This window comes from Streptomyces sp. CLCI03 (assembly GCF_053615355.1).
This window is the reverse complement of the sequence record NZ_CM132132.1, coordinates 7,052,880-7,079,581: the sequence shown is the minus strand read 5'-3', so window position 1 is coordinate 7,079,581 and position 26,702 is coordinate 7,052,880. Positions and strand designations below refer to the sequence as shown.

Sequence of the window (26,702 nt, the reverse complement as noted above, 5' to 3'; positions counted from 1 at the left end):
CTTCTCGTCGCGGGCCGCCACGCGTCCGACGGCCCGCCCACCACCACCGGTCCGGTGCTCCGAACGACGCGCGGGCCCTGTGCCGGGCGGCGGGGAGCCGCCCGGCACAGAGCCGGAGCCGGAGCGTGCCGCGGTCAGCGCTTGCGGCGCAGCACCGCGTAGTAGCCGGGCAGCCGCAGCGCGTCGGAGTCCGACTGCGGGTCGATCGCATGCAGTTCTATCGCCTCGTCCTCGACGACCTCCCACCCGTCCGCGCCGAACGCCTCGGCCAGTTCGGGTCGGGTGAAGCGGTGCGAGTGCCGGACACCGGCCGCCTCCAGCGGGCCGACCAGGTCCTCGGCGCGGCCGCGCTTGCCGCCGACGAAGCCGAGGTAGCCGAAGGAGTTGCTGGAGTAGTCGGGCTCGTGGACGATCAGCGTGCCCTCGTCGCCCAGCAGGCGGTCGGCGACGGCGGCGAGCCGGGCCCGGGCCTCGCTGTCCAGGACGTGGAAGACGCCGCGGACGAAGATGTTGTACGGCCCCTCGCCCAGGACGGCGGCCTGCTCCGTGTCGGTCATGTCGATCGCCAGGTAATCGACGTTCGGCACGCCCTCGGCCTCGCGCTTGGCGTGTTCGATGGCGCTGGCCGAGACGTCGACGCCGATGACCGAGGGGTAGTGCGGGGCGAGTTCGCGGCTGTAACGGCCGTTGCCGCAGCCCAGGTCGATGACCGGCAGGCCGCCGCGGAAGTGGCGTCGTGCCTGGCCCAGCAGCCAGTGGAACTCCTCGCCGCTGTCGGCGTCCCAGATGACGTCGCCGCCGCGTCCGGTGCGCCGGATTCCGGCCCAGTACCGCTCCCAGGCGTCGCCGGTGTCGCGCTCCTCGGTCGTGACGGGGGCGGCGTCGTCCTCGCCGGGCGGCGGGGAGTGGCGCTCCCAGATCTCGTCCTCGGCGAGGGCGTCCAGCAGGGCGGTGAACTCCTCGAACATCGAGTCGATGAGTCCGTCCGGGTAGACGGCGGGCAGGAAGTCCCAGTTGAAGGTGAGTCCTTCGGGCTTCTCGAAGACCTGGAAGTCGAGGGAGACCTGCGGGGTCTGGGAGATGCCGTAGACGGGGGCGCCGAGCTCCGTCTCCTCGTACTGCGGCGGGTGGCCGGCCAGGCTGGTCATCACGACGGGCATGGCCGGGGCGAGGGAGCCGCGCAGCTTGGTCAGCTCGCGCAGCACCTGTACCCCGCTGAAGTAGCGGTGTTCCAGGTCGGCCCAGAGCCGGCGCTGGACGGCCTGGGCCCGTCCGGCGAAGGTGCTCTCCGTCTGTTCGACGGCCAGCAGCAGGGTGGTCGTGGTGTCCGCGAGCAGCGAGTTGACCTGCGGGTGCAGCGGAAGGCGGTTGAACAGCGGGAAGTTGATGGTGAAGCGGGCCTGTCCGGCGGCCCGGCCGAGGATCTCGGCGTAGGCGGCGGCCAGGACCCCGGACGGGGTCACCTCGCGGGCGTGGGCGCGCTCCTGGATCCGGCTCCACCGTTCCGGGGCGACGACGTGGCTGCGGCGCTCGAAGCGGACGGGCAGCTCGGGGGCGTCGGCCGGGCGCTCGGGCAGTTCGGGGGCGGGCGGGAGGGTGGCGAGGCGGTCGCGCCAGTACCACTCGGAGCGGCGGTAGAGCTCGCTGTCGCGCAGCGAGTTCCCGACGGCGAGCACGTAGTCGCGGAAGGTCAGCTCCAGCGGGGCGAGTTCGGCGCCCGGTTCCACGTAGTAGGTGACCAGGTCGGGGATGAGGACCTGGAAGTAGCTCCAGGCGTCGGCGACGAGGAAGTCCAGGCAGAGGTGGATCCGGGCCCGGCCGTCGCCGAGCAGGCTGATCCGTACGTCGAACAGCGGCCAGGCGTCGCCGTCGAGGACCTGGTGGGACAGTCGCTCGCGCAGCGCGGCGAGTTCGGCCTGCCGGGCTTCCTCGTCGAGGCCGCCGAGGTCGGTGACGGGGATCTCGTAGGCCGGGATCTCCTCGAAGACCTGCTGGGTGCCGTCGGGCAGGACCCGGGTGCGCAGGGCGTCGTGGCGTTCGACGAGCCGGCGCCAGGCGCCCTCGAAGCGGGGCACGTCGAGCTTTTCGCTCTCCCACTCGAAGTAGCCGTGGCAGCCGACGTTGCCGAGCTCGACGAGGCCGCCGCGGCCGATCCACAGGGCCTGCTGGCTCTCGGTGAGCGGGAAGGGCTCGAAGCGCGCGGCGGGGTCCGGGACGATCGCGGGGAGGCCGCCGAAGGAGCTGCGGCCGCCCGCGCGTTCGGTGGTGACGAGGGTGGCGAGTTCGGCGACGGTGGGGCAGGTGGACAGGTCGGAGAGGCTGAGCTCGACGCTGTAGCGGCGGCGGATCGCGTCGATCAGCTGGAAGGCCAGCAGCGAATGCCCGCCCAGCTCGAAGAAGTTGTCGTGGATGCCGACGCCGTCGGTGCGGAAGGCGTCGGACCACAGCCTGCTGAGCCCGTCCTCGACCTCGTTACGGGGTGCCTCGTAGCCCGCGCCGACCGCGTCCCGGCCCTCCGGGGGCTCGGGCAGGCTGCGCCGGTCGACCTTGCCGTTGGGCAGCCGCGGGAGGGAGGGCAGCACGACGACGGTGGCGGGGACCATGTAATAGGGCAGGGTGCGGGCGACCTCGGCGCGCACGGCGGCGGAGTCCGGTGCGGCCGCGCCGGCCGGGGACACGTAGGCGATGAGCCGCTTGTCGCCGGGGCCGCGCTCCTGGGTGACGACGACGGCCTCGGCGATGTCGTCGAGGCGGGCGATGTGCGTCTCGACCTCGCCGAGCTCGACGCGGAAGCCGCGGATCTTGACCTGGGAGTCGGAGCGGCCGAGGAGTTCGACGGCTCCGTCCTCGCGGCGGCGGGCGAGGTCGCCGGTGTCGTAGAGCACCGGGTGCGGGTCGTCGGCGAGGAAGTTGGGGTGGAACTTCGCGGCGGTGAGCTCGGGGCGGCCGTGGTAGCCGGCCGCGACCCCGGCGCCGGAGACGTGCAGGCGGCCGACCTCGCCCTCGGGCACCGGGCTGCCGTCCTCGTCCAGGAGGTGGACGCGGAGGTTGGCGATGGGCACGCCGACCGGGACCTGCCGGGTGGCGCGGACCTCGTCGGAGGTGGCCTGGCTGGTGAAGTCGATGCCGGCGCCGAGGTCGAGGCAGGACAGGACGTTGGTGGTCTCGGTGGTGCCGTAGGTCATCACGACCCGGAAGGGGGTGTCGACGGGCGGCCAGCTGTGGACGCGCTCGGCGGTGGTCACGAGGATCCGCAGCGCGGTGTCCGCGGGCCAGTCCAGGCCCCAGGCGGGCTCGGCCAGGGCGGCCACCAGCATGGTGTGGGTGATGCCCTCGCCGACGAGCCAGTCGCGGATCTGCTCGGGGGTCTGCGCCTGCCCCGCCTCGGGGATGTGGATGGCCGCGCCGGCGGGCAGGTAGGCGAGCCACTCCATGATCTGGACGGCGAAGCCGGGGGTTGACATCCAGGAGGCGCGGTCGCCGGGCCGGACCCCGTAGGCGCGGGTGGTCCAGTGCACGAGGTTGGTGAGCGCCCCGTGCCGTTCCAGGACGGCCTTGGGGGTGCCGGTGGAGCCGGAGGTGTAGATCAGGTGGCTGACGGTGTCGGGGCCGGTCACCACCTCGGGGGCGGTGTCGGGCAGGCCGGCGCCGGCGGTGGCGACCTCGGCCTGCGGGATGTCCTCGGGTATCCGGCGGCCGAGGTCGGCCGGGGTGAGGACGAGCAGCGGGGCTGCGTCGGCGATCATCGCCGCGAGCCGGTCGTCGGGGTTGACCGGGTCGAGGGCGACGATGGCGGCGCCGGTCTTGAGGACGGCGAGGGAGCCGATGACGTACTCGGCGCTGCGCGGGTAGCAGAGGCCGATCCGGGTGCCTTCGGCGGCTCCGCGGGCGATCAGCGCGTGCGCCAGCCGGTTGGTGGCGGCCTCCAGTTCGGCGTAGGTCCAGCTGCGGTCGCCCTGCGCGAGGGCGGTGGCCCGGGGGGTGCGGGCGGCCTGTTCGGCGAGGAGCTGCGGATACCCGGTGGTGGGGAAGGCGGCGTCCGAGCGGTTGAAGTCGAGGAGTGCGGTGGTCACAGTGCGGGCCCTTTCTTACTTCGCGAAGGCTCGGCTGCGCAGCAGCCGCACGGGGAGAGCGTTGATCCCCCAGGTGAAGTTGGAGGAGTTGAAGGTGACGGGTCCGGCGAGTTCGAAGCCGTCCAGCACGCCGAGCATCTCGGTGAGCAGGGCGCCGAGCTCGAAGCGGGCCAGGCGCGCGCCGAGGCACAGGTGGCGGCCGTGTCCGAAGGCGACGTGCCGGTTGGGGCGGCGGTCGACCCGGAAGGCGTGCGGGTCGGCGAAGACGTCCTCGTCGCGGTTGGCCGAGACGTTCCACAGCGTGACCCGGGCGCCTTCGGCCACCGGGATCCCGTTGATCTCGGTGTCGCGGACGGCGGTGCGCAGGGCGTGCACCCCGGGGGTGGTCCAGCGCAGGATCTCCTCGACCGCCGGGGCGATGCCGCCCTGGCCGAGGCCGCGCAGCAGCCGCCACTGGTCGGGGTGTTCGGCGAACATGTGGACCGCGCCGGCCGCCGAGTAGCGGGTGGTCTCGTTGGCGCCGGAGAGGACGCCGTTGAGGTTGAAGACGATCTCGTGGTCGCTGAGGGGCCGTTCGACCCCGTCGCCCTCGTCGACGAGGGTGTCGTGGGCGATCTGGCTGACCAGGTCGTCGCCGGGGCGGGCCCGGCGCTCGGCGAGCAGCTCGATGAAGTAGAGGAAGATCTCCGAGTGCGCGTTGGTGCGTACCTCGTCGTCCGGGGAGTCGAAGGCGTCGGTGGTGAGGGCCCCGATCCAGGCCCAGTCGGCGCGCGGGATGCCCATCATGGCGCAGACGACCCGGTTGGGCAGTTGCTTGGCGAGGTCGATGAAGTCCAGCTCGTCGCGTTCGAGGGCCTCGGTGACCAGCTCGCCGACGACCTTCTCGACCATCGCCTCCAGGCGCGGCATCTGCTGCGGTCCGAAGGCCTGGTGGAGGGCCCGCTTGAGTCGGGTGTGGTGCGGGACGTCGGAGACGATGAGCATGCGCTGGGCGACGGCGGCCACGGCGGCCGGATCGCTGCCCAGTCGCATGCCGCGCGCGGAGCTGAAGGTGTCGCTGTCGGCGTACACCTTCATGATGTCGCGGTGCCGGCTCAGCACCCAGAAGCCGCCGTCGTCGCTGCCGGGCTCGGGGTGCCAGTGGACGGGCGAGTGGGCGCGCAGCCAGGTGAAGGTGGGCCAGAAGTCGTTGCGGCCGAAGGGGCCCGGGTCGAGCAGGTCGATCTCCATCTCAGGCTCCTCGCAGGCTGAGCGGGCGGGTGTCGGGCCAGTGGGCGTCCACGAAGCCGGCGCATTCGTCCTCGGTGCCGTCGAAGCCGGCCGGCGTCCAGCCGTCGGGGGTCTCACGTGTGGCGGGGTACAGCGCGTACTGCCCCTCGTGGTTCACGAGGACCTGGTGGGTGGTGGGCACGGTGTCCTCCGGACTCGGGCGGGTGGGGACGGTGGGCGCTCAGGCGCCGGTCGTGGTGGGGGCGGGTGCGGGGGCGGTCGGATCGCCGCCCGCGGTCCGCAGCAGGGCGGTCAGCTGGTCCAGTACGGGCCTCGGGTGGCGCAGTACGGCGTGGTGACCGCCCGTGGTGGTGTGCCGGGTGAAGGCGGCGGTGGTGATCGCGGCCCAGCCGTCCAGGTCGGCGGAGGTGACGGTCTCGTCGCCGTCGGCCCCCCAGGCGTGGACGGGCGTGTCGAGTCGGACGCCGGGCTTGTGGACGTAGCTCAGGGACAGTTGGGCGTCCTTGCGGAGCATGTCGACCATCAGGGCGCGGGTGTCCTCGTCGAGCAGTTCGGGGTCGAGGCCGGCGGTGTCGAAGAGCTTGTCCAGTTCTTCTCCGTCGTCGACGATGCCGCGGCCGGCGCCGTCCCAGTGGCCGGGGGCCCGGCAGCCGCTGACGACCAGGGCCCGCGGGGTGACCCGGCGGGAGACCTCGTAGCCGAGGAGACCGCCGAAGCTGTGGCCGAAGACGATCAGGGGCCGATTCCCCACGGTGGACACCAGTTCGGTCGCGATGGCCTCGACGGCCTCGTCGAAGCTGTCCGGCATGGGTTCCCGCCAGCGGTTCTCCCGGCCCGGCAGCTGTACTCCGTACACCTGGGCGGTGCCGGCCAGCTCGGTCTGCCAGGGGCGGAACTGTTGGCAGCCGGCGCCGGCGGGCGGCAGGCACAGGAGGACGGGCAGGGCCCGGTCGGCGGGGTCGTCGGTCCAGGTGGAGATCCAGGCGCCCATGGCTCAGGCCCCTTCGGCGGTGTCGTCGGCCGGGGCGTCGGCGGACGCCTCCCGCTCGGCGGAGAGCCGGTCGAGTTCGGCGGCGAAGTGCCTGGCCGTCGGCTCGGCCAGCAGCGCGCCGAGGCCCACCCGCAGTCCGGTGACGCGACGCAGTTCGGAGACCGCGCGGGCGGCGGCCAGGGAGTGGCCGCCCAGCTCGAAGAAGTCCGCGTCGGGGCCGGGGATCTCGGTGGCGAGCACGTCGGCCCAGACGGCCATCACGATGCGCTCGCTCGTGGTCGGACCGCCGCTCGGGGCCGCCTCCGGTGTGCCGGGGGTCCCTTCCGGCGCCGCCAGGGCCCGGGCCAGCGCCTCGCGGTCGGCCTTTCCGGTGCTGAGGGTGGGGATCCGGTCGAGCACCCGTACGGCGGCGGGCACCGCGGCCGCGGGCAGCTGCTTGCGGCAGCGTTCCACGACCAGTTCGGCGAGGCCCGCAGGGTCGCTGCCGGGGGCCGCGACCACGGCGAGGCCGAGGGTCTGCCCCGAGGCGAGCGGGCAGCAGGCGGCGGCGACGACCTCGGGGAGTTCGGCGGCGATCCGTTCCACCTCGCCCAGTTCGATGCGGTGGCCGCGGATCTTCACCTGGTCGTCGCGGCGGCCCCGGTACTCCAGTTCGCCGCTCGGGCGGCGGACGACCACGTCACCGGTGCGGTACATGCGGGTGCCGCCGCCCTGGAAGGGGTCGGGCAGGAAACGGCTCGCGGTGAGCCCGGGCCGGCCCCGGTAGCCGCGGGCGACGGCGGGGCCGCCGAGATAGAGCTCGCCCTCGGTGCCGGCGGCGACCGGGCGGAGCTCCTCGTCCAGGACGTAGGCCCGGTAGCCGGGCAGCGGAAGTCCGATGGTGGTCACGTCGTCCCCTCGTCGGCTGTCGGCCCAGGTCGCGGCGATGGTCACCTCCGTCGGCCCGTACACGTTGAGCAGCCGGCGGCCGCGGACGAACCGCTCGGCCAGGGCGGCCGGGCAGGCCTCCCCGGCGACCACGACCACCTCGGCGGAGTCGATGCCGGCGCCGTGCGCGGCGAGCAGCGACGGGGTGAGGGAGACGGTGCGCAGGCCGGCGGGCAGCGGCTCGCGGCCCTCGGCCGCGGCCTGGCGCAGCCCGTCCAGGGAGAGGTCGGTCAGGGCGACCCCCTGGCCGTGCGTCAGGTAGAGCAGGGTGCACCAGAGCCAGCCGTCGAAGGCGGGCGAGACGGCGTTGAGGCCGAGCCCGCCGGGGGGCAGTCCGAGGCCGCCGAGGGCCTCCACGAAGGTGTCCAGGCCCCGGTAGGTGACCTCGACCCCCTTGGGGCGGCCGGTGGTTCCGGAGGTGTAGATGAGGTACGAGCAGCTGTCGGGGGCGGGTACGGTCACCCCGAGCGGCCCGGGGGCGCCGCGGCGGACGTCCGCGGGGGCCAGCAGGGTGGTCCCGCCGGGCTCCAGGCCCGTGGGTACCTCGGTGGCGACCAGGACGGCGGCCCCGGCGTCGCGCAGGACGCGGCCGAGGCGTTCGACGGGATGCGCGGGGTCCAGGGGTACGGCGGTCCCGCCGAGGCTCCAGACGGCGAGCAGGGCGGGCACGCTCTCCCGGGATCGGCCGAGCAGCAGCCCGACCGAGGTCTCGGGGCCGACCCCGGCCGCGGCGAGCGCGGTGGCGTAGCGGGCGGTGCGGGCGGTGAGCGCCGCGTAGGTGAGGGTGCCGTCGAAGGCCTTGACGGCGGTCTCGTTCGGCTGTTCGCGGGTCCACCGTTCCAGGCGGGCGAAGAGCGGCGGGAGCGCGGCGTCGGCCGGCTCGGCGGGGCCCGGTTCGGCCCGGGCCGCGCGGGGCGGTGCGTCGTCGGCCGGTGCGCCCGGGGCGGTGGCCCCGGCGGACTCGGCGTGCCGGTCGGTCATCCGTCGTTCCTCTCGGTGTCCGCGGGGCGGGCGGCCGTGGTGGCTCGCAGGCGCGGGCCCACCACCTGGCCTCCCCCGCCCTGCGGGAGCTGCATCGATTTGGTCTCCAGGAAGGCCTCCAGTCCGGCGGTGCCGCATTCGCGCCCGATCCCGGACTGCTTGAACCCGCCGAACGGGGCGGCCGGGTTGAACTGGCCGCCGTTCACGTCGACCAGGCCGGAGCGGAAGCGTCGGGCCACCCGCTCGGCGCGGGCTCCGTCGCCGGACCAGACCGCGCCGTGCAGCCCGTAGCGGGTGCCGTTGACGATCCGGACGGCCTGGTCCTCGTCGTCGTAGGGGATGACCGAGAGCACCGGTCCGAAGATCTCCTCCTGGCCGATCGTGCTGAGCGGGTCCACGTCGGCGAAGATCGTCGGCCGGACGTAGTAGCCGGTGTCCAGCCCGTCGGGCCGGTCGGGGCCGCCGCGGACCAGGCGGCCGGCGCCGTCCTCGACGCCCCGGCGGATGTGGTCGGTGACACGTGTGTACGCGGCGGCGGAGACCAGGGGGCCGAGGTCGGTCGCCGGGTCGCGCGGATCGCCGGTCACGTACCCGGCCATGGCTTCTCCGGCGAGCTGTACGGCCTCGTCCTGGCGGTCCCTCGGTACCAGCAGTCGGCTCCACTGCAGGCAGGTCTGGCCGGTGTTGAAGAGCATCTGGTCGACGGTGGCGGCCACGGACGCGGCCAGGTCGGCGTCGTCGAGGACGAGGCTCGCGTTCTTCCCGCCGAGTTCGAGGTGGACGCGCTTGACGGTGTCGGCTCCCAGCGCGGAGACCTCGCGGCCGGCGCGGGTGGAACCGGTCAGGGAGACCACGTCGATCAGCGGGTGGGTGACGAGCGCGGTGCCGACGGCGGCGCCGGTGCCGACGACCATGTTGAAGACGCCGGGCGGCAGATCGGCTTCGGCGATGGCCTCGGCGAGCAGCCGGGCGTGCAGCGGGGTGATCTCGCTCGGCTTGTGGACGACCGTGCAGCCGGCCGCGAGCGCGGGCAGGATCTTCTGGACCGTGAGCAGCAGCGGTGTGTTCCAGGGGGTGATGCAGGCGGCCACTCCGGCGGCCTCGCGCACGACGAGGGAATGGCCGACGCGCTCCTCGAAGGTGTGGAGGGCGGCGGTCTCGACGCAGTGCGCCGCCATGCCGAGGGAGAGCCCGACATGGGTCTGGCGGGCCATCCGGGCGGGTGCCCCGACCTCGGCGGTGATGGTCTCGGCGAAGCGGTCGGCCCGGACCTCCATGGCCTCGACGACCCGGCGCAGCAGCGCGGTGCGTTCGCGCAGCGGCGTGGCGGCCCAGCGCGGGAACGCGGCCGCGGCGGCGCGCGCGGCGAGGTCGGCGTCCCGGGCGGTGCCCGCGGGCACGGTCGCCAGGGCGCGCTCGGTGGCGGGGTCGGTGACGACCAGGCGGCCGTCGGCGTCGGAGGCCACCCAGGCGCCGCCGATCCACTGGTCGGTGTAACGGGGCGGCAGGGGGGCCGTGTCGGGCTCGGCCCCGGCGGGTCTAGAGTCCTGTGGCTCGGTCGGCACGGTCAGCACGGTCACGGTGGGGTCCTCACTCGGTCACGGGATCACGGGCTCGCTGAACAGCTGGGTCGGTGTCACGCGGTCGCCTGGTCGGCCGCACGGGCCAGGGCGGCCGCGGCCCGGTTGTCGGGCCTGGCCCGCCGCACGGGGCGGGCCAGGGCGGTCGTACGGGCCTCCGGGCTCCAGGCGGGCGTCCCGGCCCGGCGGGCCGTCGGCCGCAGCGCGCGGACGGTGGCGGGCGGGGCGCCGGTGACGGCGGAGACGGGAGCGGTGGCAGCGGCGCGCGCGGCGGCCGGGATCAGGGTGCCCAGCAGCCGCTGGGTCTCGTGGCCGGGTGCCACGGCCAGCTCGTCGCGCATCCGGCGGGCGCACAGCTCGTACCAGCGCCGGACGCAGGCGAGTTCACCGCGCCGGCCGTGCGCGGCCATCAGCGCGCGGTAGGTCTCCTCGTGGTGGCGGTCGATCTCCAGGGTGCGCTTGCAGACCTCGATGAGCTCCACGAAGTCCTCGCGGGCCTCGGCGTCGGCGCGCAGTGCTCCCAGGGCCCGCAGCGCGAGCGCCCTGAGGTACTCGCGCTGTTCGACGACCCAGTCGGCGCTCTCGCCGCGCAGGAACTCGCCGCCGTAGAGGCCGATCGCCGCCCGCAGCCGGGTGCGGGCGAGCGGGGCGTCACCGGCGGTGGCGGCGCGCAGGCCGGTGTGCACCAGTTCCTGGAACCGGTCCAGGTCGCACCAGAGGCCGCTGATGTGCAGGACGTACCCGAAGTCCCGGTAGACCAGCTGGATCCCGGAGTCGCCGGGGCGGTCGGGGTGGGCGTCGAGCACCCGGCGCAAGGCGTGGGCGGCGACCTTCAGGGAGCTGCCCGCGGCGGAGTCGGCGTCGGGCCACAGGGAGGCGTAGAGCCGGTCGCGGGTGAGCATCTGGCCTCGGTGGACCGCGAGGTACTGGAACAGGCCACGGGCCTTGCCGGCCCGCCAGCGCTGGACGGGGGTGCCGTTGACGGTCAGCTCGAAGTCGCCCAGGAATCGGACCCGTACCGCCGGCCCCGCTGTTTCGGTCGCTGCGGTGGTCATCGCGTCCTCCCGGTGGTTTTCAGCCTGCCGCTCTGCCTGCGAGGAGTGTGTCCGGGGGGTCTACAAGGGCCCTACAACGGCCGGATCCGATCGGTGTAGAGCGGTGATAGGGCGTTTTTCGACACTGATGAGCACGACCACCCGAACCGCCGAATCCGAAATGAGGGCTGTTTCATGACCAGCAGCGACACCCGGCTTCAGAAGGTCGTCATCCTGGGCGGCGGCACGGCCGGCTGGATGACGGCCGCATACCTCGGAAAGGCGCTGCAGGGAACGGTCGACATCACCGTGCTCGAAGCGCCGACGATCCCGCGCATCGGTGTCGGCGAGGCCACCGTGCCCAACCTGCAGCGTTCCTTCTTCGACTACCTGGGCATCGCCGAGGACGAGTGGATGCGGGAGTGCAACGCGAGCTTCAAGATGGCCGTGCGCTTCGTCAACTGGCGGACCGACGGGCAGGGCGAGTCGAGCGCCCGTGAGCTGCCGGGCGGCGGCCCGGACCACTTCTACCACCCGTTCGGGCTGCTCCCCGACTACGACCAGACCCCGCTGTCGCACTACTGGTTCAAGCGCAAGTACGAGGGCCGCACCACCGAGCCGTTCGACTACGCCTGCTTCCGCGAGCCCCCGGTGATGGACGCGATGAAGGCGCCGCGCTGGCTCGACGGCCGGCCGGCCACCCGGTACGCCTGGCACTTCGACGCCCAGCTGGTGGCCGACTTCCTGCGCCGGTTCAGCACCGAGAAGCAGGGCGTGAACCACGTGCAGGACGAGATGGTGCGGGTCGAGCAGGACGAGCGCGGCTACGTGACCACCCTGCACACCAAGGGCGGACTGGCCCTGGACGCGGACCTGTTCGTGGACTGCTCGGGCTTCCGCGGCCTGCTGATCAACCAGGCGATGGAGGAACCCTTCATCGACATGAGCGACCACCTGCTGTGCGACAGCGCGGTGGCGACGGCCGTTGCGCACGACGACGAGGCGAACGGCGTGGAGCCGTACACGTCCGCGATCGCCATGTCCTCCGGCTGGGCGTGGAAGATCCCCATGCTGGGGCGCTTCGGCACCGGCTACGTGTATTCCAGCAAGTTCACCGACCAGGACACCGCCACCGCCGAGTTCGCGGACATGTGGGGCCTGGACGTGGAGGAGACGAAGTTCAACCACATCCGCTTCCGCGTCGGCCGCAACCGCCGCGCGTGGGTGAAGAATGTCGTCAGCATCGGCCTGTCGTCCTGCTTCCTGGAGCCGCTGGAGTCGACCGGCATCTACTTCATCACGGCCGCGATCTACCAGCTGGCCAAGCACTTCCCGGACAAGACCTTCAACGACGGTCTGATCAACAGCTTCAACCACGAGATCGAGGTGATGTTCGACGACACCCGCGACTTCATCCAGGCACACTTCTTCTACGCGCCGCGCAACGACACGCCGTTCTGGCAGGCCAACAAGAAGCTGACCCTCCCCGACAACATCCAGCAGAAGATCTCCGCGTACAAGGCCGGCCTGCCCATCAACTCGCCGATCACCGACGAGTCGACGTACTACGGCAACTTCGAGGCCGAGTTCCGCAACTTCTGGACCAACGGCAGCTACTACTGCATCTTCGCGGGTCTCGGCCTGGAGCCGGACGCCCCGCTGCCCTCCCTGGCCCACCGGCCGGACTCGGTGGCCGGTGCCGAACCCCTCTTCGACACGGTCAAGCGCCAACAGCAGAACCTGCTGGAGACGCTGCCCACCGCCTACGACTACCTGCGCCAGTTGCACGGCGCGTAAGGCCCACCGCTCCCACGGCCCGGCAGCACGGCTCTCCCGCCGGCTGCCGGGCCGCAGTTGCCTCAGCCACCTCAGGAGTCAGACATGCCCCACCGCTCCGTGCCCCACCCCGCCGCACCGGACGAGTCGGCCGGGGACCGGCCCATGGACCTCCGTCCCTTCATGGCCGCCTTCCCCACCGGGGTGTCCGTCGTCACCACGCTGGACTCCGATTCCGTGCCGCACGGCCTGACCTGCACCTCCCTCGCGAGCGTCGCGCTCGAACCGGCGACGCTCGTGGTGTGCATACGGGCGGCGAGCCCCACCCTCGCGGTGCTGCTCGCCGAGGGCCACTTCGCCGTGAACCTGCTGCACGAGCGGGCCCGCGGCACCTCCGACCTGTTCGCCTCCGGGGCGCCCGACCGCTTCGACCGCGTCGAGTGGCGGCTGCCGCTCGGGGCGGGCGGACCGCACCTGACGGCGGACGCGCACGCCGTCGCGGACTGTGCCGTGGTGAGAACCGTCGGCTTCGGGGACCACACGGCCGTCTTCGCCGAGGCCCGCCGGGTGACCGTACGGGACGACCGGGAACCGCTGCTCTACGGGCTGCGCCGGTACGCCCCCTGGTCCGCGGCGGCCGCGGCCCCGACGCCCGCCCCGCAGTCGGCCGCGCGCCACGAACCGCCCGCCGCGCTGCGGCCCGCCGCGCCGGAGGGAGCCACCCGTGTCGTCCGCTGATCCGCTGCCGGCCCTGCTGATCGCCGTCCCGGCGGTGATCCTCGCCTGCCAGGTCGGCGCCTCCGTCTGCCGCCGGTTCGGCCAGCCCCCGGTGGTGGGCGAGATCGCCACCGGCATCCTGCTGGGCCCCTCGCTGCTGGGCTGGATCTGGCCACAGGCCCAGCACGCGCTGTTCCCGACGTCCGTGCTGCCGTACACCTCGGTGCTCGGACAACTGGGGCTGCTCGCCTTCATGTTCCTGGTCGGGCTGGAGCTCGACCTGAAGAGCCTGCGCGGTCACACCAGGGTCGCGGTGGCCGTGAGCCAGGCCGGCATGCTGCTGCCGTTGGCCCTGGGCGCGCTCCTCGCGATAGCCATGTACGACGGCTTCGCCCCGGACGGCGTCGGCCGGATGCCGTTCATCCTGTTCATGGCCGTGGCCATGAGCATCACCGCGTTCCCGGTCCTCGCCCGGATCCTCATCGACCGGGGCCTGTACGGGACTCCGCTCGGCGCGCTCGCCATGGCCTGCGCGGCCGTGGACGACGTCGTCGCGTGGTGCCTGCTGGCCCTGGTGGTGGCCCTCGCCGGTGCCGGGTCCCCGATGGAGGCGGCCACCACGGCCGGACTCGCCGTGGCCTTCACCCTGGTGATGCTGTACGCGGTACGGCCGCTGCTGGCCCGCTGGTCGGCCCGCGCCGACCGGGCCGGCGACGCGGCGGTCCTGGTGGCGCTGTTCAGCGGGCTGAGCCTGTCCGCGCTGGCCACCGACCTGATCGGCGTGCACGCGCTGTTCGGGGCGTTCCTGTTCGGGGTGGTCACCCCGCGCACCGGGCAACGCATCGAGGCGTCGGCGGCCCGGCTGCGCGCGTTCACGGTGCCCGTGCTGCTGCCGCTGTTCTTCGTGCACACCGGGCTGCGGACGGACATCGGTGGGCTGACGGCCGCGCCCGAGCTGTGGCTCTGGACGGCCGCGATCCTCCTGGTCGCCTTCCTCGGCAAGTGGGGCGGCGCGGCGGGAGCGGCGCGCGCCTGCGGAAGACCCTGGCGGGAGGCCCTGTCGATCGGCGCCCTGATGAACTGCCGGGGACTGACCGAGCTGGTGGTGCTCAACGTCGGTCTGGAACTCGGCGTCATCGGGCCGCAGCTGTTCACGATGCTGGTGCTGATGGCCCTGGTGACGACGGCGATCACCAGCCCGGCCCTGACCCGGCTGCGCGCCGGGAGGGAGGTGAGCCGCCGGGCCCCGGCGCAGGCCGAGCCCGAGAACGCGCTCTCCGGGCCCTGACGGGCGTACCGGAACCGGAGGGTGTCCGCCGACCGGAACCGGAGGTGTCCGCCCGCCCCGGCCGCGCCACGGCTGTTCAGGCACCCTCCGGCCCGGTCGGTACGCACAGCACCGGGATCGGCGACAGGTGCAGCAGCTTGTGCGGGGTGGAGCCGAGCAGCGCTCCGCGCAGTGGGCTGTCGCCCCAGCTGCCGACGATGATGACGCGGGCCCGGTGGCGCTCGGCGGCGTCCAGCAGGGCCTGCGCGGGCTTCTCGTCGGCCACCTCGACCGTGGAGGGCACCCCGGCGGCGTCGGCCTCCTCGACGGCGTGCGCCAGCGCGCTGCGGCCCGCCTGGCGGACGGCTTCGCGGTGGGCGCGGGACTCCTCGCCGGTGGCGCCCGGGGCGGCCGCGCCGTAGACGAGGACGAGGGGTTCGCCGAAGGCGGTGGCCACCTCCAGCGCCACCTGCAGGGCCCGCTCCGCGCCCGGTGACTCGTCGTATCCAAGGACCACGGACATCGGGGCTCCTAAGAGGACTGGTGCTTCCCTGCGTGGACGAGTTCCGGGTCGACGACGCCGCGCCGCTCCTGCCAGAACCTGCCGTCCCGGACCCGCCAGAAGCACATGACGGCCACGCCCACCAGCGCGATGCCGATGCCGATGACCAGCGGGGGGCCGAGGCCGAACCAGGAGACCCCGCCGGCGGAGTTCTCCGGGTCGGACATGTCGCCGATCGACTCCACCAGCAGCCAGGCCAGCAGGCCGGCGCCGATCACCGGGCCGAGTCCGATGAGCACGAAGTTGTGGACGTTCTCCAGGAGATGGCGGCGGTAGTAGATGGCGCAGGCCAGGCCGGTCAGCGCGTAGTAGAACGCGATGAGCAGGGAGAGCGCGGTGAGCGAGTCCAGAAGCGCGTTCTCACTGATCTGGTTGACGACGAGGTACCAACCGATGGCGATGCCGGCCACCCACCACGTGCTCACGTCCGGGGTGCGGAAGCGGGGGTGGATGTGCGCGAGCCCGTGCGGCAGCGCGTGCCGGCGGGCCATGGACAGGGCGGTGCGGGAGGCGGGGATGATCGTGGTCTGGGTGGAGGCGAGGGCCGAGGTGCAGACGGCGAGGAGCACCACCCAGTCCCAGCCACCCATGACCTCGTGGGCGAGGACCGCGAAGATGGCCTCCTCCTCGCCCGCGTTCTCGGCGAGGTAGGCGGTGCCCGCGTAGGCGACGACCGCGAAGCCCACGGACAGGTAGGTGACGAGGAGGATCACGGTCGACCAGATGCCCGCCTTGCCGGGCGCGGTGGCGGAGTTCTCGACCTCCTCGGTGAGGTTGACCGCCGACTCCCAGCCCCAGTAGATGAACACGCCGAGCAGCAGCCCGCCGGTGAGGGCGGCGCCGCCCGCGCCGAAGGGGTTGAGCCAACTGAGGGACGGCTCGATCGAGTCCAGGGTGCTGGTGTCGGCGTAGACGCGGTAGATGGCGACCACGGCGAAGGCCAGCAGGAAGAAGACCTGGGCGAGGATCAGGACGTCCTGGAGGTGGGCCGAGAGCTCGGTGCCGATGACGCAGATGAGGGTCATGGCGAGGATCACCGCGACGGTGAGGCCCTGCCGGATCCAGGCGTTGGCGGCCCAGCTGTCGAGTCCGACGGCGAGCAGCCCGAAGTTCACGGCGACGTCCGCGAGGGAGCCGATGACGAGGACGCCGGTCATGGCGATCGCCCAGCCGCCGAGCCAACCCGCCCAGGGGCCCATGGCGCGGGTGACCCAGGAGAAGGTCGTCCCGCAGTCCTGGTCGACCTTGTTGAGGTAGTAGAAGGCGGCGGCGATGAGCAGCATCGGGACGAAGGAGGCCAGCATCACGCCGGGCGCGTAGATACCGGCCAGCGCCACGATCGGGCCGAGGACGGCGGCCAGGGAGTAGGCGGGCGAGGTGGAGTTCAGGCCGATGACGAGTGCGTCGAGGAAGCCGATCGCGTTGGCCTTGAGCCTCGCGTCCAGGCCCTCCGGTCCGGCACCCGCACTGCCGTCGTCCGTGTACGAGTCGTGACCCATGTACGAATGGTCACGCACACGGCAGCGCCGCGCGAGGCGAGGCGACCGCGGTCGGCGCCGCTGTCAGGGGCGGGTGTTCCAGCCCGCGATCACCGGGAGGTCGTGTTCCGTGGAGAGCACGCTGACCGTGCCGGTGCGCAGCAGGAAGAGCCGGCCGTGTTCGGGCTCCAGACGCAGGTAGCGGGCGGTGAGGACACGCAGGAAGTGGCCGTGCGCGACGAGCACCACGTCGCCGTCGTCCGCGCGGAGCACGGGGGCGACGCGGGCCAGGGCGCGGTCGGCGCGGGCGCCCACCTGGGCGGCGCTCTCGCCCGGGTGCTCGGCGTCGCCGGGCGGGACGCCGTGGGTCCACAGGGACCAGTCCGGCGTGCTCTCGCGGATCTCCGCGGTGGTGATCCCCTCGTAGCCGCCGTAGTCCCATTCGTACAGGTCGGGGTCGGTCTCGCCGCCGGTGAGCCCGGCGAGTTCGGCGGTGGCGACGGCCCGGCGCAGGGGGCTGGTCAGCACCAGGGCGGGCCGCTGGTCCCGGAAGAAGGGGGCCAGCTCGATGGCTTCCTCGACCCCGCGCGCGGTCAACGGCAGGTCGGTGCGTCCCGTGTGCCGCCCGTTCGCGCTCCAGGCGGTCTCGCCGTGCCTCACCAGCAACAGGTCACTCATCCTTCGGACCCTATGCCTTCCGGCATGTCGACGCCGGAGCACCCGGGCGGGCGTGTCACTGTCGGGCGTCATGGACGAGAACCGGGAGGCCGGGCGGAGGGCCGGTCCGCCGCTGCTCCCCCCGCGCATGCCCGCGCTGATGGTCGTGCTGACCGGGGTGACCGGGCTGGTGGAGGCGGCGAGTCTGCTGGCGCTCGGGCCGGCCTTCACGGCGATGCAGACGGGCAACGTGCTGTTCGTGGCCTTCGGGGCGGCGGGGGCGGGGCGGCTGGAGACGCTGGCGCCCGGGGTCTCGTTGGCCGCGTTCGTCGTCGGGGTGGTGTGCGGATCGCACCTGGAGTCCGTGACCGAGGTCCGTGGGAGGCGCTGGTTCGTCATAGGCCTCATCTCCGAGGCGGTGCTGATCCTGACCGCGGCGGGCATCGGTTGGGGCCTGGCCACGCAGTACGGATCGCCGTCACGGCGGCATCTGGCGACGATGGCGGTTCTGGCCCTGGCGATGGGGTTGCGCAACACCACGATCATGCGGGCGAACGTGCCCGGGGTGCCGACGACGCTGGTCACCCGCTCCATGACCGCCTTCATCGGCGCGACCGCCATGGGGCGGGAGAACACGTACGGGTTCGGGACGGCCGGCTGGAAGCTGCGCGGCCTGTCCGTCCTGGCCATGTTCGCCGGCGGGTTCCTCGGGGCGCTGCTGCTGCGGACCGGTGCGACCGTGGGCTGGTTGCTGCTGCCGGCCGGCGCGACGGTGCTGGTCGTGGGCCTGCTCTACCGGAGTCAGCCCGAGCTGCACACCGACCAGGCACCTGGCCGGGAACCATCGGGGTGAACGGGGCCATTGGTACAGTCGGGGCGTGGCGGTGGACGAGCTCGACACCAGAATTCTGCGCCTGCTGATCGAGCAGCCGCGCACCAGTGTCCGTGAGTACGCCCGGATCCTCGGCGTCGCGCGCGGCACCTTGCAGGCACGGCTGGACCGGCTGGAGCGCACCGGTGTGATCACCGGCACCGGGCCGGTGCTCTCCCCCGCCGCGCTGGGCCATCCGGTGCTGGCCTTCGTGCACATCGAGGTCACGCAGGGCCATCTGGACGACGTGGGGGACGCGCTGGCCGCCGTGCCCGAGATCATCGAGGCCTTCTCGATCACCGGCGGCGGGGACCTGCTGACCCGGGTGGCGGCCCGGGACAACGGGCACCTGGAGGACGTGATCCAGCGGCTGATCCAGCTCCCGGGCGTGGTCCGCACCCGTACGGAGGTGGCACTGCGCGAGCGGGTGCCGCACCGCTTGTTGCCGCTGGTCGAATCCGTGGGCAGAAATGCCAGCAAAACCTGACAGGATTATCGAAACAGGACGCGACCTGCAGGACGGGCGTAACGGATGATTTCCGTCATATTCGATCTCGATGGCACCCTCGTGGACAGCGAGCCCAACTACTACGAGTCCGGGCGCCGCACCCTGGAGCGGCACGGGGTCCCCGATTTCACGTGGGAGCAGCACTCCCGCTTCATCGGCATCGGCACGCGCGAGACCCTGGAGATCCTGCGGGACCGGTACGGGATCCGGGCACCGGTCGAGCAGCTGCTCGCCGAGCAGAACGCCGCCTACCTGGAGCTGGCCCGCACCCGGACCGAGGTCTTCCCGCAGATGCGGGGGTTCGTCGAGCGGCTGCACGGCGAGGGCGTGGCGATGGCGGTGGCCTCCGGCTCCTCGTTGGAGGCGATCGACGCGGTGCTGTCGGGCACCGGGCTGGACGCGCTGCTGACGACGACGGTGTCCGCCGAGGAGGTGGCGCGGGGCAAGCCCGCTCCGGACGTGTTCCTGGAGGCGGCCCGTCGGCTGGGCGCCGAGCCCGCCGACTGCGTGGTCGTCGAGGACGCGGCGCCCGGGGCGCGGGCCGCGCACGCCGCGGGCATGGCCTGCGTGGCGGTCCCGTACACCCCGGCCATCGCGGGTGACCCGGCCTTCGCCTCCGCCGGCCTCCTCTTCCCGGGCGGGCAGCCGCAGTTCAGCGCGGACGCGGCGTACGACTGGTTGTCCGCGCGCCGGACCGCGTAGCCGGCCGAGGGGGCCACCGCGTCGCTGCTCGGCGGCCGCGCGCCGCCCCGAGGAGACCGTGTCCGCTCTCTGGCGGCCTGCGGGGGCGACTGTCACCATGCCTGCGTGACCGCGACCCTGACCCCGGACGCCCGCAGCGGCGGACCGCGCCGTTGGCCGCTGCTCGGCAACCTCCCCGCCTTCGCCCGCGACCCCTTGTCCTTCTTCGAGTCCCTGCGTGACGGCTACGGCGACTGGGTGCCCTGGGCGCTCGGCCGCCGGCGCAACATCCTGGTCTCCCGGCCCGAGCACGCCGGGGAGCTGCTCGGAGCCGTCGAGTCCACCTTTCGGCCGACGGAACTGGGCTGGGCCTTCCGCCAGTTGCTGGGCAACGGGGTGGTCGTCGCCACCGGGGACGACTGGCGGCGCAAGCGCGCGCTGGTCCAGCCGGCCGTACGGCCGCGCCAGGTGCGCTCGTACGCCGCGACGATGGTCGAGTGCGCGGACGCCCTGGCGAGCGGCTGGCGCGCGGGCCGACGGATCGATGTGCACCGGGAGATGGCCGGACTCACCCAGCGGATCGCGGTGCGCACGCTCTTCGGGAGCGACGCCGCCGGCCGGGAGGGGCCCATCAGCGCGGCCATGGCCACGGCGCAGCGGGAACTGGGCGCGGAGTTCCGCGGGCTGACGCTGTTCCTGCCGCCGTGGGTGCGCACTCCCGGGCGGCGGCGGATGCGGGAGGCGGTGGCGGTGCTCGACCGGGAGATCGAGCACGTCATACGGGAGCACGAGGCGGCGTCGAGCGCCGGTGCGGAACGGGACGACCTGCTGAGCCGACTGCTCGCGGCCCGCGACGAGACCGGCGGCCCGCTCTCGCGCAAGGAGCTGCGGGACGAGTCGATCACCCTCTACATCGGCGGCCACGAGACCACCTCGACCACCCTGACCTGGGCCTGGCAGCTGCTGTCGGGGGCGCCGTCGGCACGGGCCCGGCTGACGGAGGAGCTCGACCGGGTGCTCGGCGGGCGGCTGCCGACCTACGACGACTACGCGCGGCTGCCCTGGACCCAGCAGGTCGTCAAGGAGGCCCTGCGGATCTATCCGCCGATCTGGCTGATCTCGGCGGTGGCCACGGAGGGCGCGACGCTCGGCGGGCGCGCGATACCGGCCGGGACCTCGGTGTGGACCAGCCCCTGGTCGATGCACCGCGACGCCCGGTGGTTCCCGGACCCGGAGGCCTTCCGCCCGGAGCGGTGGGACGCGGACGCCCCGCATCCGGTGCCCGAGCACGCCTGGTTCCCCTTCGGCGGCGGCCCGCGGGCCTGCCTGGGGGCGCGGTTCGCGCTGGTGGAGGCCGCGCTCGTACTGGCGGTGCTTGCGCAGCGGTTCCACCTGGACAGCGGGAACACCCGGGCCGGGGTCTTCCCCGGGCTCACCTTGCAGCCGACCGGTCCGGTCCTGGCGACCCTGCGCCCCGCCGGCACCGCCTCGCACGACGGGGGCGGCCGCTGAGCGTGTGAACGGCCACCTCGACGGCTCACGCAGGAGCCCGGGAAGATCCGGCACCCGCCCGAAGTTGGTAGAACCGTGAACAACATGCGGCGGGACGCGGATGTGCCGGTGGACGTGGACGTGGACGTCGTGGTCATCGGCGCCGGGCAGGCGGGCCTGTCCAGCGCCTACCACCTCGGCCGGGCGGGGATCGACCACGTGGTGCTCGACCACGCCCCCCGCCCGGGCGGGGCCTGGCAGTTCCGCTGGCCCTCGCTCACCTACGGCAAGGTCCACGGCATGCACGCCCTGCCCGGCATGGAGCTGACGGGCGCCGACCCGCTACGGCCGTCCTCGCAGGTCGTCGGGGAGTACTTCGCCGCGTACGAGGACCGCTTCGACCTGCGCGTACGCCGCCCCGTGGACGTGTCCGCCGTACGCGAGGGGGACGCGGGGCGGCTGCGCGTGGAGACCTCGGCCGGCGTCTGGTCGCCCCGGGCCCTGATCAACGCCACCGGAACCTGGGACCGGCCGTTCTGGCCGCGCTACCCGGGCCAGGAGACCTTCCGCGGCCGCCAACTGCACACCGCGAACTATCCGGGGCCGCGGGAGTTCGCCGGGGCGCGGGTGATCGTCGTCGGCGGGGGCACCTCGGCGGTGCAGCACCTGCTGGAGATCGCCGAGGTGGCGGCGGGGACCACCTGGGTGACCCGGCGGCCCCCGGTCTTCCGCGACGGGAGCTTCGGCGAGGCCGAGGGGCGGGCCGCGGTGGCCCTGGTGGACGAGCGCGTGCGCCGAGGGCTGCCGCCGCAGAGCGTGGTCAGCGTGACGGGACTCCCGCTGAACGACGCCGTCCGGGCCGGGCTCGCCTCGGGCGTGCTCGACCGGCGGCCCGTCTTCGACCGGATCACCCCCACCGGTGTCGCCTGGGCGGACGGGAGTCACGTGGACGCGGACGTGATCCTGTGGGCCACCGGATTCCGGGCGGCCGTCGACCATCTCGCCCCGCTGCGCCTGCGCGAGCCGGGCGGCGGCATCCGCGCCGAGGGGACCCGGGCCGTGCGTGACGAGCGGATCCACCTGGTGGGCTACGGCCCGTCGGCGTCGACCATCGGCGCCAACCGCGCGGGCGGCGCGGCGGTCCGCGAGATCCGCCGGCTCCTGAGCCGCGAAGCGGCGGGGGCGCCGGTGGGCTGATCCACCGGGCCCTCCCGGGTGGCATCCCGCACCCGCCGGGCCTTCCGTGGGTTCCGGAGGTCGACTCTCCGGACGGCATGCGGACGTTCTTCGAGTTGCCGGCAACACATGTGCGGACCAAGGGGTTCGAGCTCCGCCAGGTCATCGCCGAGGGCGACGACGTGGTGCTCCTCGGCCGCATGGTGTCCGAGGTCCGCAGGACGGGCCGGGACATCGACACCGCGTTCGCCCTGCACGCCACGGTCCGGGACGGGCGGATCACCCGCTATCACCTCTACGAGGACACCTACGCGGTGGCCCAGGCCTACTTCGGCGACTGAGCGTGCGGCCGGGGACAGCCGCACGGCGCCGCGGCCCGCGGCGTTCTACTGTGCTCGCATGGAGCAGCGCATCACCCTCGTCACCCTGGGGGTTTCCGATCTCGCCCGATCGAAGGGTTTCTACGAGGCCCTGGGCTGGCGGGGACAGGAGGTCGAGGAAACCGTCTTCTTCCAGGCCGGCGGGCTCGCGCTGGTGCTGTGGGACCGGGAGCAACTGGCTCGCGACTGCGGGGTCGAGCCCGGACCGGTCAGGGGGACCGGTGGGTTCGGGGGGATCGCCCTCGCCCACAACGTCCGCTCCGAGGCCGAGGTGGACGAGCTGCTGGCCGCGGTACGACGGGCGGGCGGCACCGTCACCAAGGCCGCGGCCGTCAACGCGATCGGGTTCTATTCCAGTGCTTTCACCGACCCGGACGGCCACTGCTGGGAAGTCGCGCACAATCCGGGCTTCCCCCTCGCCGCGGACGGCTCGGTCACCCTGCCCGATTTCGGGGGCCCCACGACCTGATCGGCGTCACGCCTCACCCTGCCTCGGGCGCCCCGACGGGGAACTCCCGGTCCGGGGTGGAGGCCGCCTGGGCCCCCTCGTCCACGTAGACGCGGACCGTCCCGTCCCGCACCTCGACGACCGGGTCGCGCCAGTTCTCGGTGGGCCCGGGGACCAGGACGTAGGGGATCCGCAGCTCGGCGTCGTAGACCAGCAGTGACACGATGTCGTAGAGCCACTGGCCGATGGAGGTGTACCCCTGCTCGGGGTGGTCGTCCGGGCCGCCGGTCCGGACGACGAAGAACCGCTCGTCGAGCCAGTAGCCGCCGTTGTCCAGCCACTCCCCCTCCAGGACGGGTGCACCGTCCACCCACAGCAGCGCCCGGCTGGGCCCGCCCCGGAGCAGCATCACCGCGCTGTGGCGGTCGTCGCCGTTGAACCGGACCCGGATCTCGTGCGGGCTGTAGCAGTCGATGAAGGAGCTGCACGCCCCCGGGACGGGGCCGCTGCGGCGGTAGGGGCGGTCGTCCGGCCGCGGCTCGGGATCCTGCCCGCAGATCTCGGGGGTGCGGCAGGCCCGGTCGACGCGCCGGGAACAGCCGAGTCCCATGGCCGCGAGATCGCGGGGGGCCGCCCGGGAGAGCAGTTCGGCGAGGCGGACCTGGTAACGCTCCTCGCCGACAAGCGGGATGAGATCGTTCCGCTTCTGCCACCACAGGCACAGGTCCACACCGGCCGGGGAACGGGCCAGCCAGTCGGCCCAGGCCGCCGTCCGCCCTCCCCAGCGTTCTTCGATCGCATGCCGCCGGGCCGTTTCGGCCTGCTCGGCCTGCTCGGCGCTCGCGGGTTCCTCGGCGCGTACGGGCTCCTCGGCGCGGGCCGCCGACCCGCCGCGCGGCGGCTTCGCTCTCCATGGCCAGTTCACGGCTCTCGGCCCCCTCGGTCGACGCGTCCGGCAGGCCGCCGATCGTAGAGCCGCTGCCCGGGCCGGCGCCCCTCATTTCCCGGTGGGACCGGCCTGACCTGTGCGGGGGCCCGCGCCCGCGCGGATCCGGTTGAACTCCGCGACGTGCTTCTTGTGTTCCTCGTAGGTCGCCGAGAAGCGGGTGTCACCCGGCTTGACGGTGACGAAGAACAACCAGTCGCCGGGTGTCGGGGCGACCGCGGCCGCCATCGCCGCCAGCCCGGGGTTGTCGATCGGCGTGGGTGGCAGTCCCTGGCGTTCGTAGCTGTTGAAGGGACTGTCGATCCGGGTGTCGCTCAGCTTGGTGTCCACGGTGCTGCGGTTCAGCGCGTAGTTGATGGTGGAGTCCATCTGCAGCGGCATCGACTTCGCCAGCCGGTTGTGCACCACCCGTGCGACCTTGCCCATGTCGGCGCGGCCCTCGGCCTCCGCCTCGATGATGCTGGCGAGGGTGGCCGTCTGGTACGGGGTCATTCCGTGGGCCTTGCCGCCGTCGGCGACGGCCCGGGTGGCGAGCTTCTCGTTCGCCGTCCGCACCATGTGCGTGAGGAGGGTGGCCGGGGTGGACTTCGAGGTCACCGGGTACGTCGCCGGGAAGAGGTAGCCCTCCGGATTGCCCTTGGCCTCCGCGGGCAGTGCCAGCCCGGTGGTGGCCACCGCCGCCTTCGTGGATCCCGGCGGGAGCTTCAGCTCGCGGTCGACCGCGGCGTACACCTGCTGGGCCCGCCAGCCCTCGGGGATCAGCAGCCGACGTGGCGTCTCCGGTACGTCGGCGCCGCGCAGCATCGGTATCAGGACCGCCGCGCCGAGGGCGAGCAGCGTGCCGAGGAAGAGCGCCAGCCGGCCCCGGCGGGTCAGCCGGGAACGGCGCTGCGGCGGCCGGTTCTCATGACGCATACGGGAAAGCTAACCCCCGATTTGTCATATTTCCGGCACCCGGCCCGCGCGCCTGTCATACGGTCACACGTTTACCGGAGCCAGCTGGAAGCCCTCCGGCGGCTCGGGCGTCAGCGCGGCGTCCCGATCCCGGCGGACCAGTGCGGCGTAGCGACCGTCGACCTTCAGCAGCTCCTCATGGGTGCCGCGTTCGGCGATGCGCCCGGCGTCCAGCACCACGATCTGGTCGGCGTCGCGGACGGTGGAGAGACGGTGGGCGATGGTGATGGTGGTGCGTCCGGCGGAGAGGTTGTCGATGGCCCGCTGGACGGCGTGCTCGGTACGGGTGTCCAGGGCGCTGGTGGCCTCGTCGAGGATCAGCACCGGCGGATCCCGCAGGATCGTGCGGGCGATGGCCAGGCGCTGCTTCTCGCCTCCGGAGAACCGGTAACCGCGCTCGCCGACCAGGGTGTCGTACCCGTCGGGCAGGGAGGCGATGTGCTCGTGGATCTGGGCCGCGCGGGCCGCCTCGGTGATCTCCTCGTCGGTGGCGTCCGGCTTGGCGAAGCGCAGGTTGTCGGCGACCGAGGCGTGGAAGAGGTACGTCTCCTGGGAGACCACGCCGATCGAGCGGGCCAGCGAGTCGAAGTCGAGGTCGCGCACGTCCACCCCGTCGAGGGCGACCCGTCCGCCCGTGACGTCGTAGAGCCGGGGCACCAGGTAGCTGAGCGTGCTCTTGCCGGAGCCGGTCGGGCCGACGACGGCGAGGGATCCGCCGGCCGGGACGGTGATGTCGATCCCCGAGAGGGTCGGACCGTTCTTGGCGTCGTAGGCGAAGTGCACGTCCTCCAGGGTGACCTCGCCCTTGGCCCGGTCCAGCCGCACCGGGTCCGCACGCTCGGTGATGTCGACCGGCAGGTCGAGGTACTCGAAGATGCGGGCGAACAGTGCGAGGGAGGTCTGTATCTGCACGCCGGTCGACAGCAGGCTCACGGCGGGCCGGAACAGGCCCTGCTGGAGCGTGACGAAGGCGACGAGGGTGCCGACGGACAGCGAGGGGGCGCCCGTCTGCAGGGCTATGCCTGCCGCCCAGTAGATGAGCGCGGGCATCGCGGCCATGACGATGCCGATCGTGGACATCCGCCAGCGCCCGGCCATGCTGGAGCGCACCTCGAGGTCGACGAGCTTCTCCGACTCCGCGGAGAAGGCGGCGGTGAGGGACTCGGAGCGGCCCATGGTGCGGCCGAGCAGGATGCCGCTCACCGAGAGCGACTCGGTGACCGTCGCGGCCATGGCGGCCATCTGCTTCTGCCGCTTCGTCGTGATCCTCTTGCGCTCGTGTCCGACCCGCCGGCTGATCCACACGAAGACGGGCAGCAGGAGCAGCGAGACCACGGTGAGCCGCCAGTCGAGCGCGAGCATGGCGACCACCGTGGCGATGACGGCCGTCAGGTTCGAGACGAGGGAGGTCGCGGTGGAGGTGACGGTGGCCTGCATGCCGCCGATGTCGTTCGCGATGCGGGACTGCACCTCCCCGGTGCGCGTCCGCGTGAAGAAGGCCAACGGCATCCGCTGGAGCTGTGCGTAGACGGCGGTGCGCAGGTCGTGCATGACGCGCTGGCCGACGGTGGTGGAGATGAAGGTCTGGAGCACACCGAAGACGCTGGTGACGACGGCGGTCAGGATCATGCCGAGCGCGAGCAGGCTGAGCAACCCCGTGCGGCCCTGCGGGATCGCGACGTCGAGTATCTCCCGGAGCATGAACGGCGAGGCGACGCCGACCAGCGAGGAGGCGCCGACCAGCAGACCGACGACGACCAGCCGGCCACGGTAGGGCCGGAACAGCCCCACGATGCGGCGCAGCTCACGCGGCTGCTCCGCCGGGGCGGGACGGGTGGGGTCGATGGGCTCTTTCGATGGGATCCACTTCGGTTCGTCGTGCGGCATGGGCACCCTCTCGGGGGTCGGAGGTCGGTCGTCGGGTCGGTCGGTCGGTCTACGCGAAGGTCCCCTTCGGCGAGGTCGGGACCATTG

Annotated in this window: 22 protein-coding genes and 1 pseudogene; 10 read left to right on the top strand and 13 right to left on the bottom strand. The window is 73.0% G+C overall.

What is annotated here, in order from left to right; all coding sequences use genetic code 11:
* Positions 1 to 134: 134 nt before the first annotated feature.
* From ACWG52_RS32605 to ACWG52_RS32575, 7 genes and pseudogenes are all read right to left on the bottom strand, one after another.
* Complete coding sequence (locus tag ACWG52_RS32605) at positions 135 to 4,073, bottom strand: amino acid adenylation domain-containing protein (RefSeq protein ID WP_453126696.1); 3,939 nt, start codon at positions 4,071 to 4,073, stop codon at positions 135 to 137.
* Between the two features lie 15 nt (positions 4,074 to 4,088).
* Positions 4,089 to 5,303 carry a cytochrome P450 gene (locus ACWG52_RS32600; protein ID WP_389807152.1) on the bottom strand — a complete coding sequence of 405 codons (1,215 nt, stop codon included), beginning with the start codon at positions 5,301 to 5,303 and terminating at the stop codon, positions 4,089 to 4,091.
* A gap of 1 nt (position 5,304) precedes the next feature.
* Positions 5,305 to 5,487: pseudogene (locus tag ACWG52_RS32595) on the bottom strand (MbtH family protein); the annotation flags it as partial.
* Positions 5,488 to 5,523: 36 nt separating this feature from the next.
* On the bottom strand, positions 5,524 to 6,294 hold the full coding sequence (locus ACWG52_RS32590) for a thioesterase II family protein (protein ID WP_389807153.1): 771 nt from the start codon (positions 6,292 to 6,294) through the stop codon (positions 5,524 to 5,526).
* A gap of 3 nt (positions 6,295 to 6,297) precedes the next feature.
* Entirely contained in the window at positions 6,298 to 8,202 is a 1,905-nt protein-coding gene (locus ACWG52_RS32585) for a non-ribosomal peptide synthetase (RefSeq protein WP_389807154.1), read from the bottom strand.
* A complete protein-coding gene (locus tag ACWG52_RS32580) occupies positions 8,199 to 9,710 on the bottom strand; it encodes an aldehyde dehydrogenase family protein (protein ID WP_389807394.1) in 1,512 nt (503 codons plus the stop codon). Before ACWG52_RS32580 ends, ACWG52_RS32585 begins: the two co-directional genes overlap by 4 nt.
* Positions 9,711 to 9,838: 128 nt before the next feature.
* Entirely contained in the window at positions 9,839 to 10,837 is a 999-nt protein-coding gene (locus tag ACWG52_RS32575; RefSeq protein ID WP_389807155.1) for an AfsR/SARP family transcriptional regulator, read from the bottom strand.
* 174 nt (positions 10,838 to 11,011) lie between these two features.
* On the opposite strand from ACWG52_RS32575, the gene ACWG52_RS32570 reads away from it, so the two are divergent.
* The 3 genes from ACWG52_RS32570 to ACWG52_RS32560 all read left to right on the top strand — a co-directional run bounded on the left by ACWG52_RS32570 (position 11,012) and on the right by ACWG52_RS32560 (position 14,597).
* Entirely contained in the window at positions 11,012 to 12,613 is a 1,602-nt protein-coding gene (locus ACWG52_RS32570) for a tryptophan halogenase family protein (protein WP_389807156.1), read from the top strand.
* An 84-nt stretch (positions 12,614 to 12,697) separates the two neighbouring features.
* Complete coding sequence (locus ACWG52_RS32565; protein ID WP_389807157.1) at positions 12,698 to 13,330, top strand: flavin reductase family protein; 633 nt, start codon at positions 12,698 to 12,700, stop codon at positions 13,328 to 13,330.
* Positions 13,317 to 14,597 (top strand): cation:proton antiporter domain-containing protein, encoded by a 1,281-nt coding sequence (locus ACWG52_RS32560; protein WP_078908918.1) that lies wholly within the window; start codon positions 13,317 to 13,319, stop codon positions 14,595 to 14,597. Before ACWG52_RS32565 ends, ACWG52_RS32560 begins: the two co-directional genes overlap by 14 nt.
* Positions 14,598 to 14,673: 76 nt before the next feature.
* On the opposite strand, the gene ACWG52_RS32555 is transcribed toward ACWG52_RS32560, so the two are convergent.
* The 3 genes from ACWG52_RS32555 to ACWG52_RS32545 form a co-directional block, all read right to left on the bottom strand.
* On the bottom strand, positions 14,674 to 15,099 hold the full coding sequence (locus ACWG52_RS32555) for a universal stress protein (protein ID WP_033214194.1): 426 nt from the start codon (positions 15,097 to 15,099) through the stop codon (positions 14,674 to 14,676).
* An 8-nt stretch (positions 15,100 to 15,107) separates the two neighbouring features.
* Positions 15,108 to 16,637 (bottom strand): APC family permease, encoded by a 1,530-nt coding sequence (locus ACWG52_RS32550; protein ID WP_389807159.1) that lies wholly within the window; start codon positions 16,635 to 16,637, stop codon positions 15,108 to 15,110.
* Positions 16,638 to 16,700: 63 nt separating this feature from the next.
* Positions 16,701 to 17,294 carry a histidine phosphatase family protein gene (locus tag ACWG52_RS32545; RefSeq protein WP_389807160.1) on the bottom strand — a complete coding sequence of 198 codons (594 nt, stop codon included), beginning with the start codon at positions 17,292 to 17,294 and terminating at the stop codon, positions 16,701 to 16,703.
* Positions 17,295 to 17,364: 70 nt separating this feature from the next.
* On the opposite strand from ACWG52_RS32545, the gene ACWG52_RS32540 reads away from it, so the two are divergent.
* From ACWG52_RS32540 to ACWG52_RS32510, 7 genes are all read left to right on the top strand, one after another.
* Positions 17,365 to 18,126 (top strand): YoaK family protein, encoded by a 762-nt coding sequence (locus ACWG52_RS32540; RefSeq protein ID WP_453126691.1) that lies wholly within the window; start codon positions 17,365 to 17,367, stop codon positions 18,124 to 18,126.
* 25 nt (positions 18,127 to 18,151) lie between these two features.
* The gene (locus ACWG52_RS32535) at positions 18,152 to 18,631 is read left to right on the top strand and encodes an Lrp/AsnC family transcriptional regulator (protein ID WP_033214198.1); all 480 of its coding nucleotides are present in this window, start codon (positions 18,152 to 18,154) and stop codon (positions 18,629 to 18,631) included.
* 45 nt (positions 18,632 to 18,676) lie between these two features.
* Positions 18,677 to 19,354: an HAD family hydrolase gene (locus tag ACWG52_RS32530; RefSeq protein ID WP_161289296.1), complete on the top strand. Its 678-nt coding sequence runs from the start codon at positions 18,677 to 18,679 to the stop codon at positions 19,352 to 19,354.
* 105 nt (positions 19,355 to 19,459) lie between these two features.
* Positions 19,460 to 20,845: a cytochrome P450 gene (locus ACWG52_RS32525; protein ID WP_389807162.1), complete on the top strand. Its 1,386-nt coding sequence runs from the start codon at positions 19,460 to 19,462 to the stop codon at positions 20,843 to 20,845.
* Positions 20,846 to 20,929: 84 nt separating this feature from the next.
* The gene (locus ACWG52_RS32520; protein ID WP_389807395.1) at positions 20,930 to 22,021 is read left to right on the top strand and encodes an FAD-dependent oxidoreductase; all 1,092 of its coding nucleotides are present in this window, start codon (positions 20,930 to 20,932) and stop codon (positions 22,019 to 22,021) included.
* Positions 22,018 to 22,341: a nuclear transport factor 2 family protein gene (locus ACWG52_RS32515; RefSeq protein ID WP_453129091.1), complete on the top strand. Its 324-nt coding sequence runs from the start codon at positions 22,018 to 22,020 to the stop codon at positions 22,339 to 22,341. Before ACWG52_RS32520 ends, ACWG52_RS32515 begins: the two co-directional genes overlap by 4 nt.
* A gap of 58 nt (positions 22,342 to 22,399) precedes the next feature.
* Positions 22,400 to 22,849 (top strand): VOC family protein, encoded by a 450-nt coding sequence (locus ACWG52_RS32510; RefSeq protein WP_389807163.1) that lies wholly within the window; start codon positions 22,400 to 22,402, stop codon positions 22,847 to 22,849.
* 13 nt (positions 22,850 to 22,862) lie between these two features.
* Here ACWG52_RS32510 and ACWG52_RS32505 read toward each other — a convergent pair whose 3' ends face one another.
* The 3 genes from ACWG52_RS32505 to ACWG52_RS32495 all read right to left on the bottom strand — a co-directional run bounded on the left by ACWG52_RS32505 (position 22,863) and on the right by ACWG52_RS32495 (position 26,615).
* Positions 22,863 to 23,753: a hypothetical protein gene (locus ACWG52_RS32505; protein WP_389807164.1), complete on the bottom strand. Its 891-nt coding sequence runs from the start codon at positions 23,751 to 23,753 to the stop codon at positions 22,863 to 22,865.
* A gap of 72 nt (positions 23,754 to 23,825) precedes the next feature.
* Positions 23,826 to 24,689 (bottom strand): endolytic transglycosylase MltG, encoded by an 864-nt coding sequence (gene mltG, locus ACWG52_RS32500; protein WP_389807165.1) that lies wholly within the window; start codon positions 24,687 to 24,689, stop codon positions 23,826 to 23,828.
* 63 nt (positions 24,690 to 24,752) lie between these two features.
* Positions 24,753 to 26,615, bottom strand: a complete 1,863-nt coding sequence (locus tag ACWG52_RS32495; RefSeq protein ID WP_389807167.1) for an ABC transporter ATP-binding protein — start codon at positions 26,613 to 26,615, stop codon at positions 24,753 to 24,755.
* Between the last annotated feature and the right edge of the window lie 87 nt (positions 26,616 to 26,702).

What these genes read in the sequence shown, in the direction of transcription:
- ACWG52_RS32510 (WP_389807163.1), top strand. Translation starts at nt 22,400, where the DNA reads ATGGAGCAGCGCATCACCCTCGTCACCCTGGGGGTTTCCGATCTCGCC.
- mltG (WP_389807165.1), bottom strand. Translation starts at nt 24,689, where the DNA reads ATGCGTCATGAGAACCGGCCGCCGCAGCGCCGTTCCCGGCTGACCCGC.
- ACWG52_RS32600 (WP_389807152.1), bottom strand. Translation starts at nt 5,303, where the DNA reads ATGGAGATCGACCTGCTCGACCCGGGCCCCTTCGGCCGCAACGACTTC.
- ACWG52_RS32550 (WP_389807159.1), bottom strand. Translation starts at nt 16,637, where the DNA reads ATGGGTCACGACTCGTACACGGACGACGGCAGTGCGGGTGCCGGACCG.
- ACWG52_RS32575 (WP_389807155.1), bottom strand. Translation starts at nt 10,837, where the DNA reads ATGACCACCGCAGCGACCGAAACAGCGGGGCCGGCGGTACGGGTCCGA.
- ACWG52_RS32520 (WP_389807395.1), top strand. Translation starts at nt 20,930, where the DNA reads ATGCGGCGGGACGCGGATGTGCCGGTGGACGTGGACGTGGACGTCGTG.
- ACWG52_RS32590 (WP_389807153.1), bottom strand. Translation starts at nt 6,294, where the DNA reads ATGGGCGCCTGGATCTCCACCTGGACCGACGACCCCGCCGACCGGGCC.
- ACWG52_RS32540 (WP_453126691.1), top strand. Translation starts at nt 17,365, where the DNA reads ATGGACGAGAACCGGGAGGCCGGGCGGAGGGCCGGTCCGCCGCTGCTC.
- ACWG52_RS32555 (WP_033214194.1), bottom strand. Translation starts at nt 15,099, where the DNA reads ATGTCCGTGGTCCTTGGATACGACGAGTCACCGGGCGCGGAGCGGGCC.
- ACWG52_RS32545 (WP_389807160.1), bottom strand. Translation starts at nt 17,294, where the DNA reads ATGAGTGACCTGTTGCTGGTGAGGCACGGCGAGACCGCCTGGAGCGCG.
- ACWG52_RS32565 (WP_389807157.1), top strand. Translation starts at nt 12,698, where the DNA reads ATGCCCCACCGCTCCGTGCCCCACCCCGCCGCACCGGACGAGTCGGCC.
- ACWG52_RS32570 (WP_389807156.1), top strand. Translation starts at nt 11,012, where the DNA reads ATGACCAGCAGCGACACCCGGCTTCAGAAGGTCGTCATCCTGGGCGGC.
- ACWG52_RS32495 (WP_389807167.1), bottom strand. Translation starts at nt 26,615, where the DNA reads ATGCCGCACGACGAACCGAAGTGGATCCCATCGAAAGAGCCCATCGAC.
- ACWG52_RS32585 (WP_389807154.1), bottom strand. Translation starts at nt 8,202, where the DNA reads ATGACCGACCGGCACGCCGAGTCCGCCGGGGCCACCGCCCCGGGCGCA.
- ACWG52_RS32530 (WP_161289296.1), top strand. Translation starts at nt 18,677, where the DNA reads ATGATTTCCGTCATATTCGATCTCGATGGCACCCTCGTGGACAGCGAG.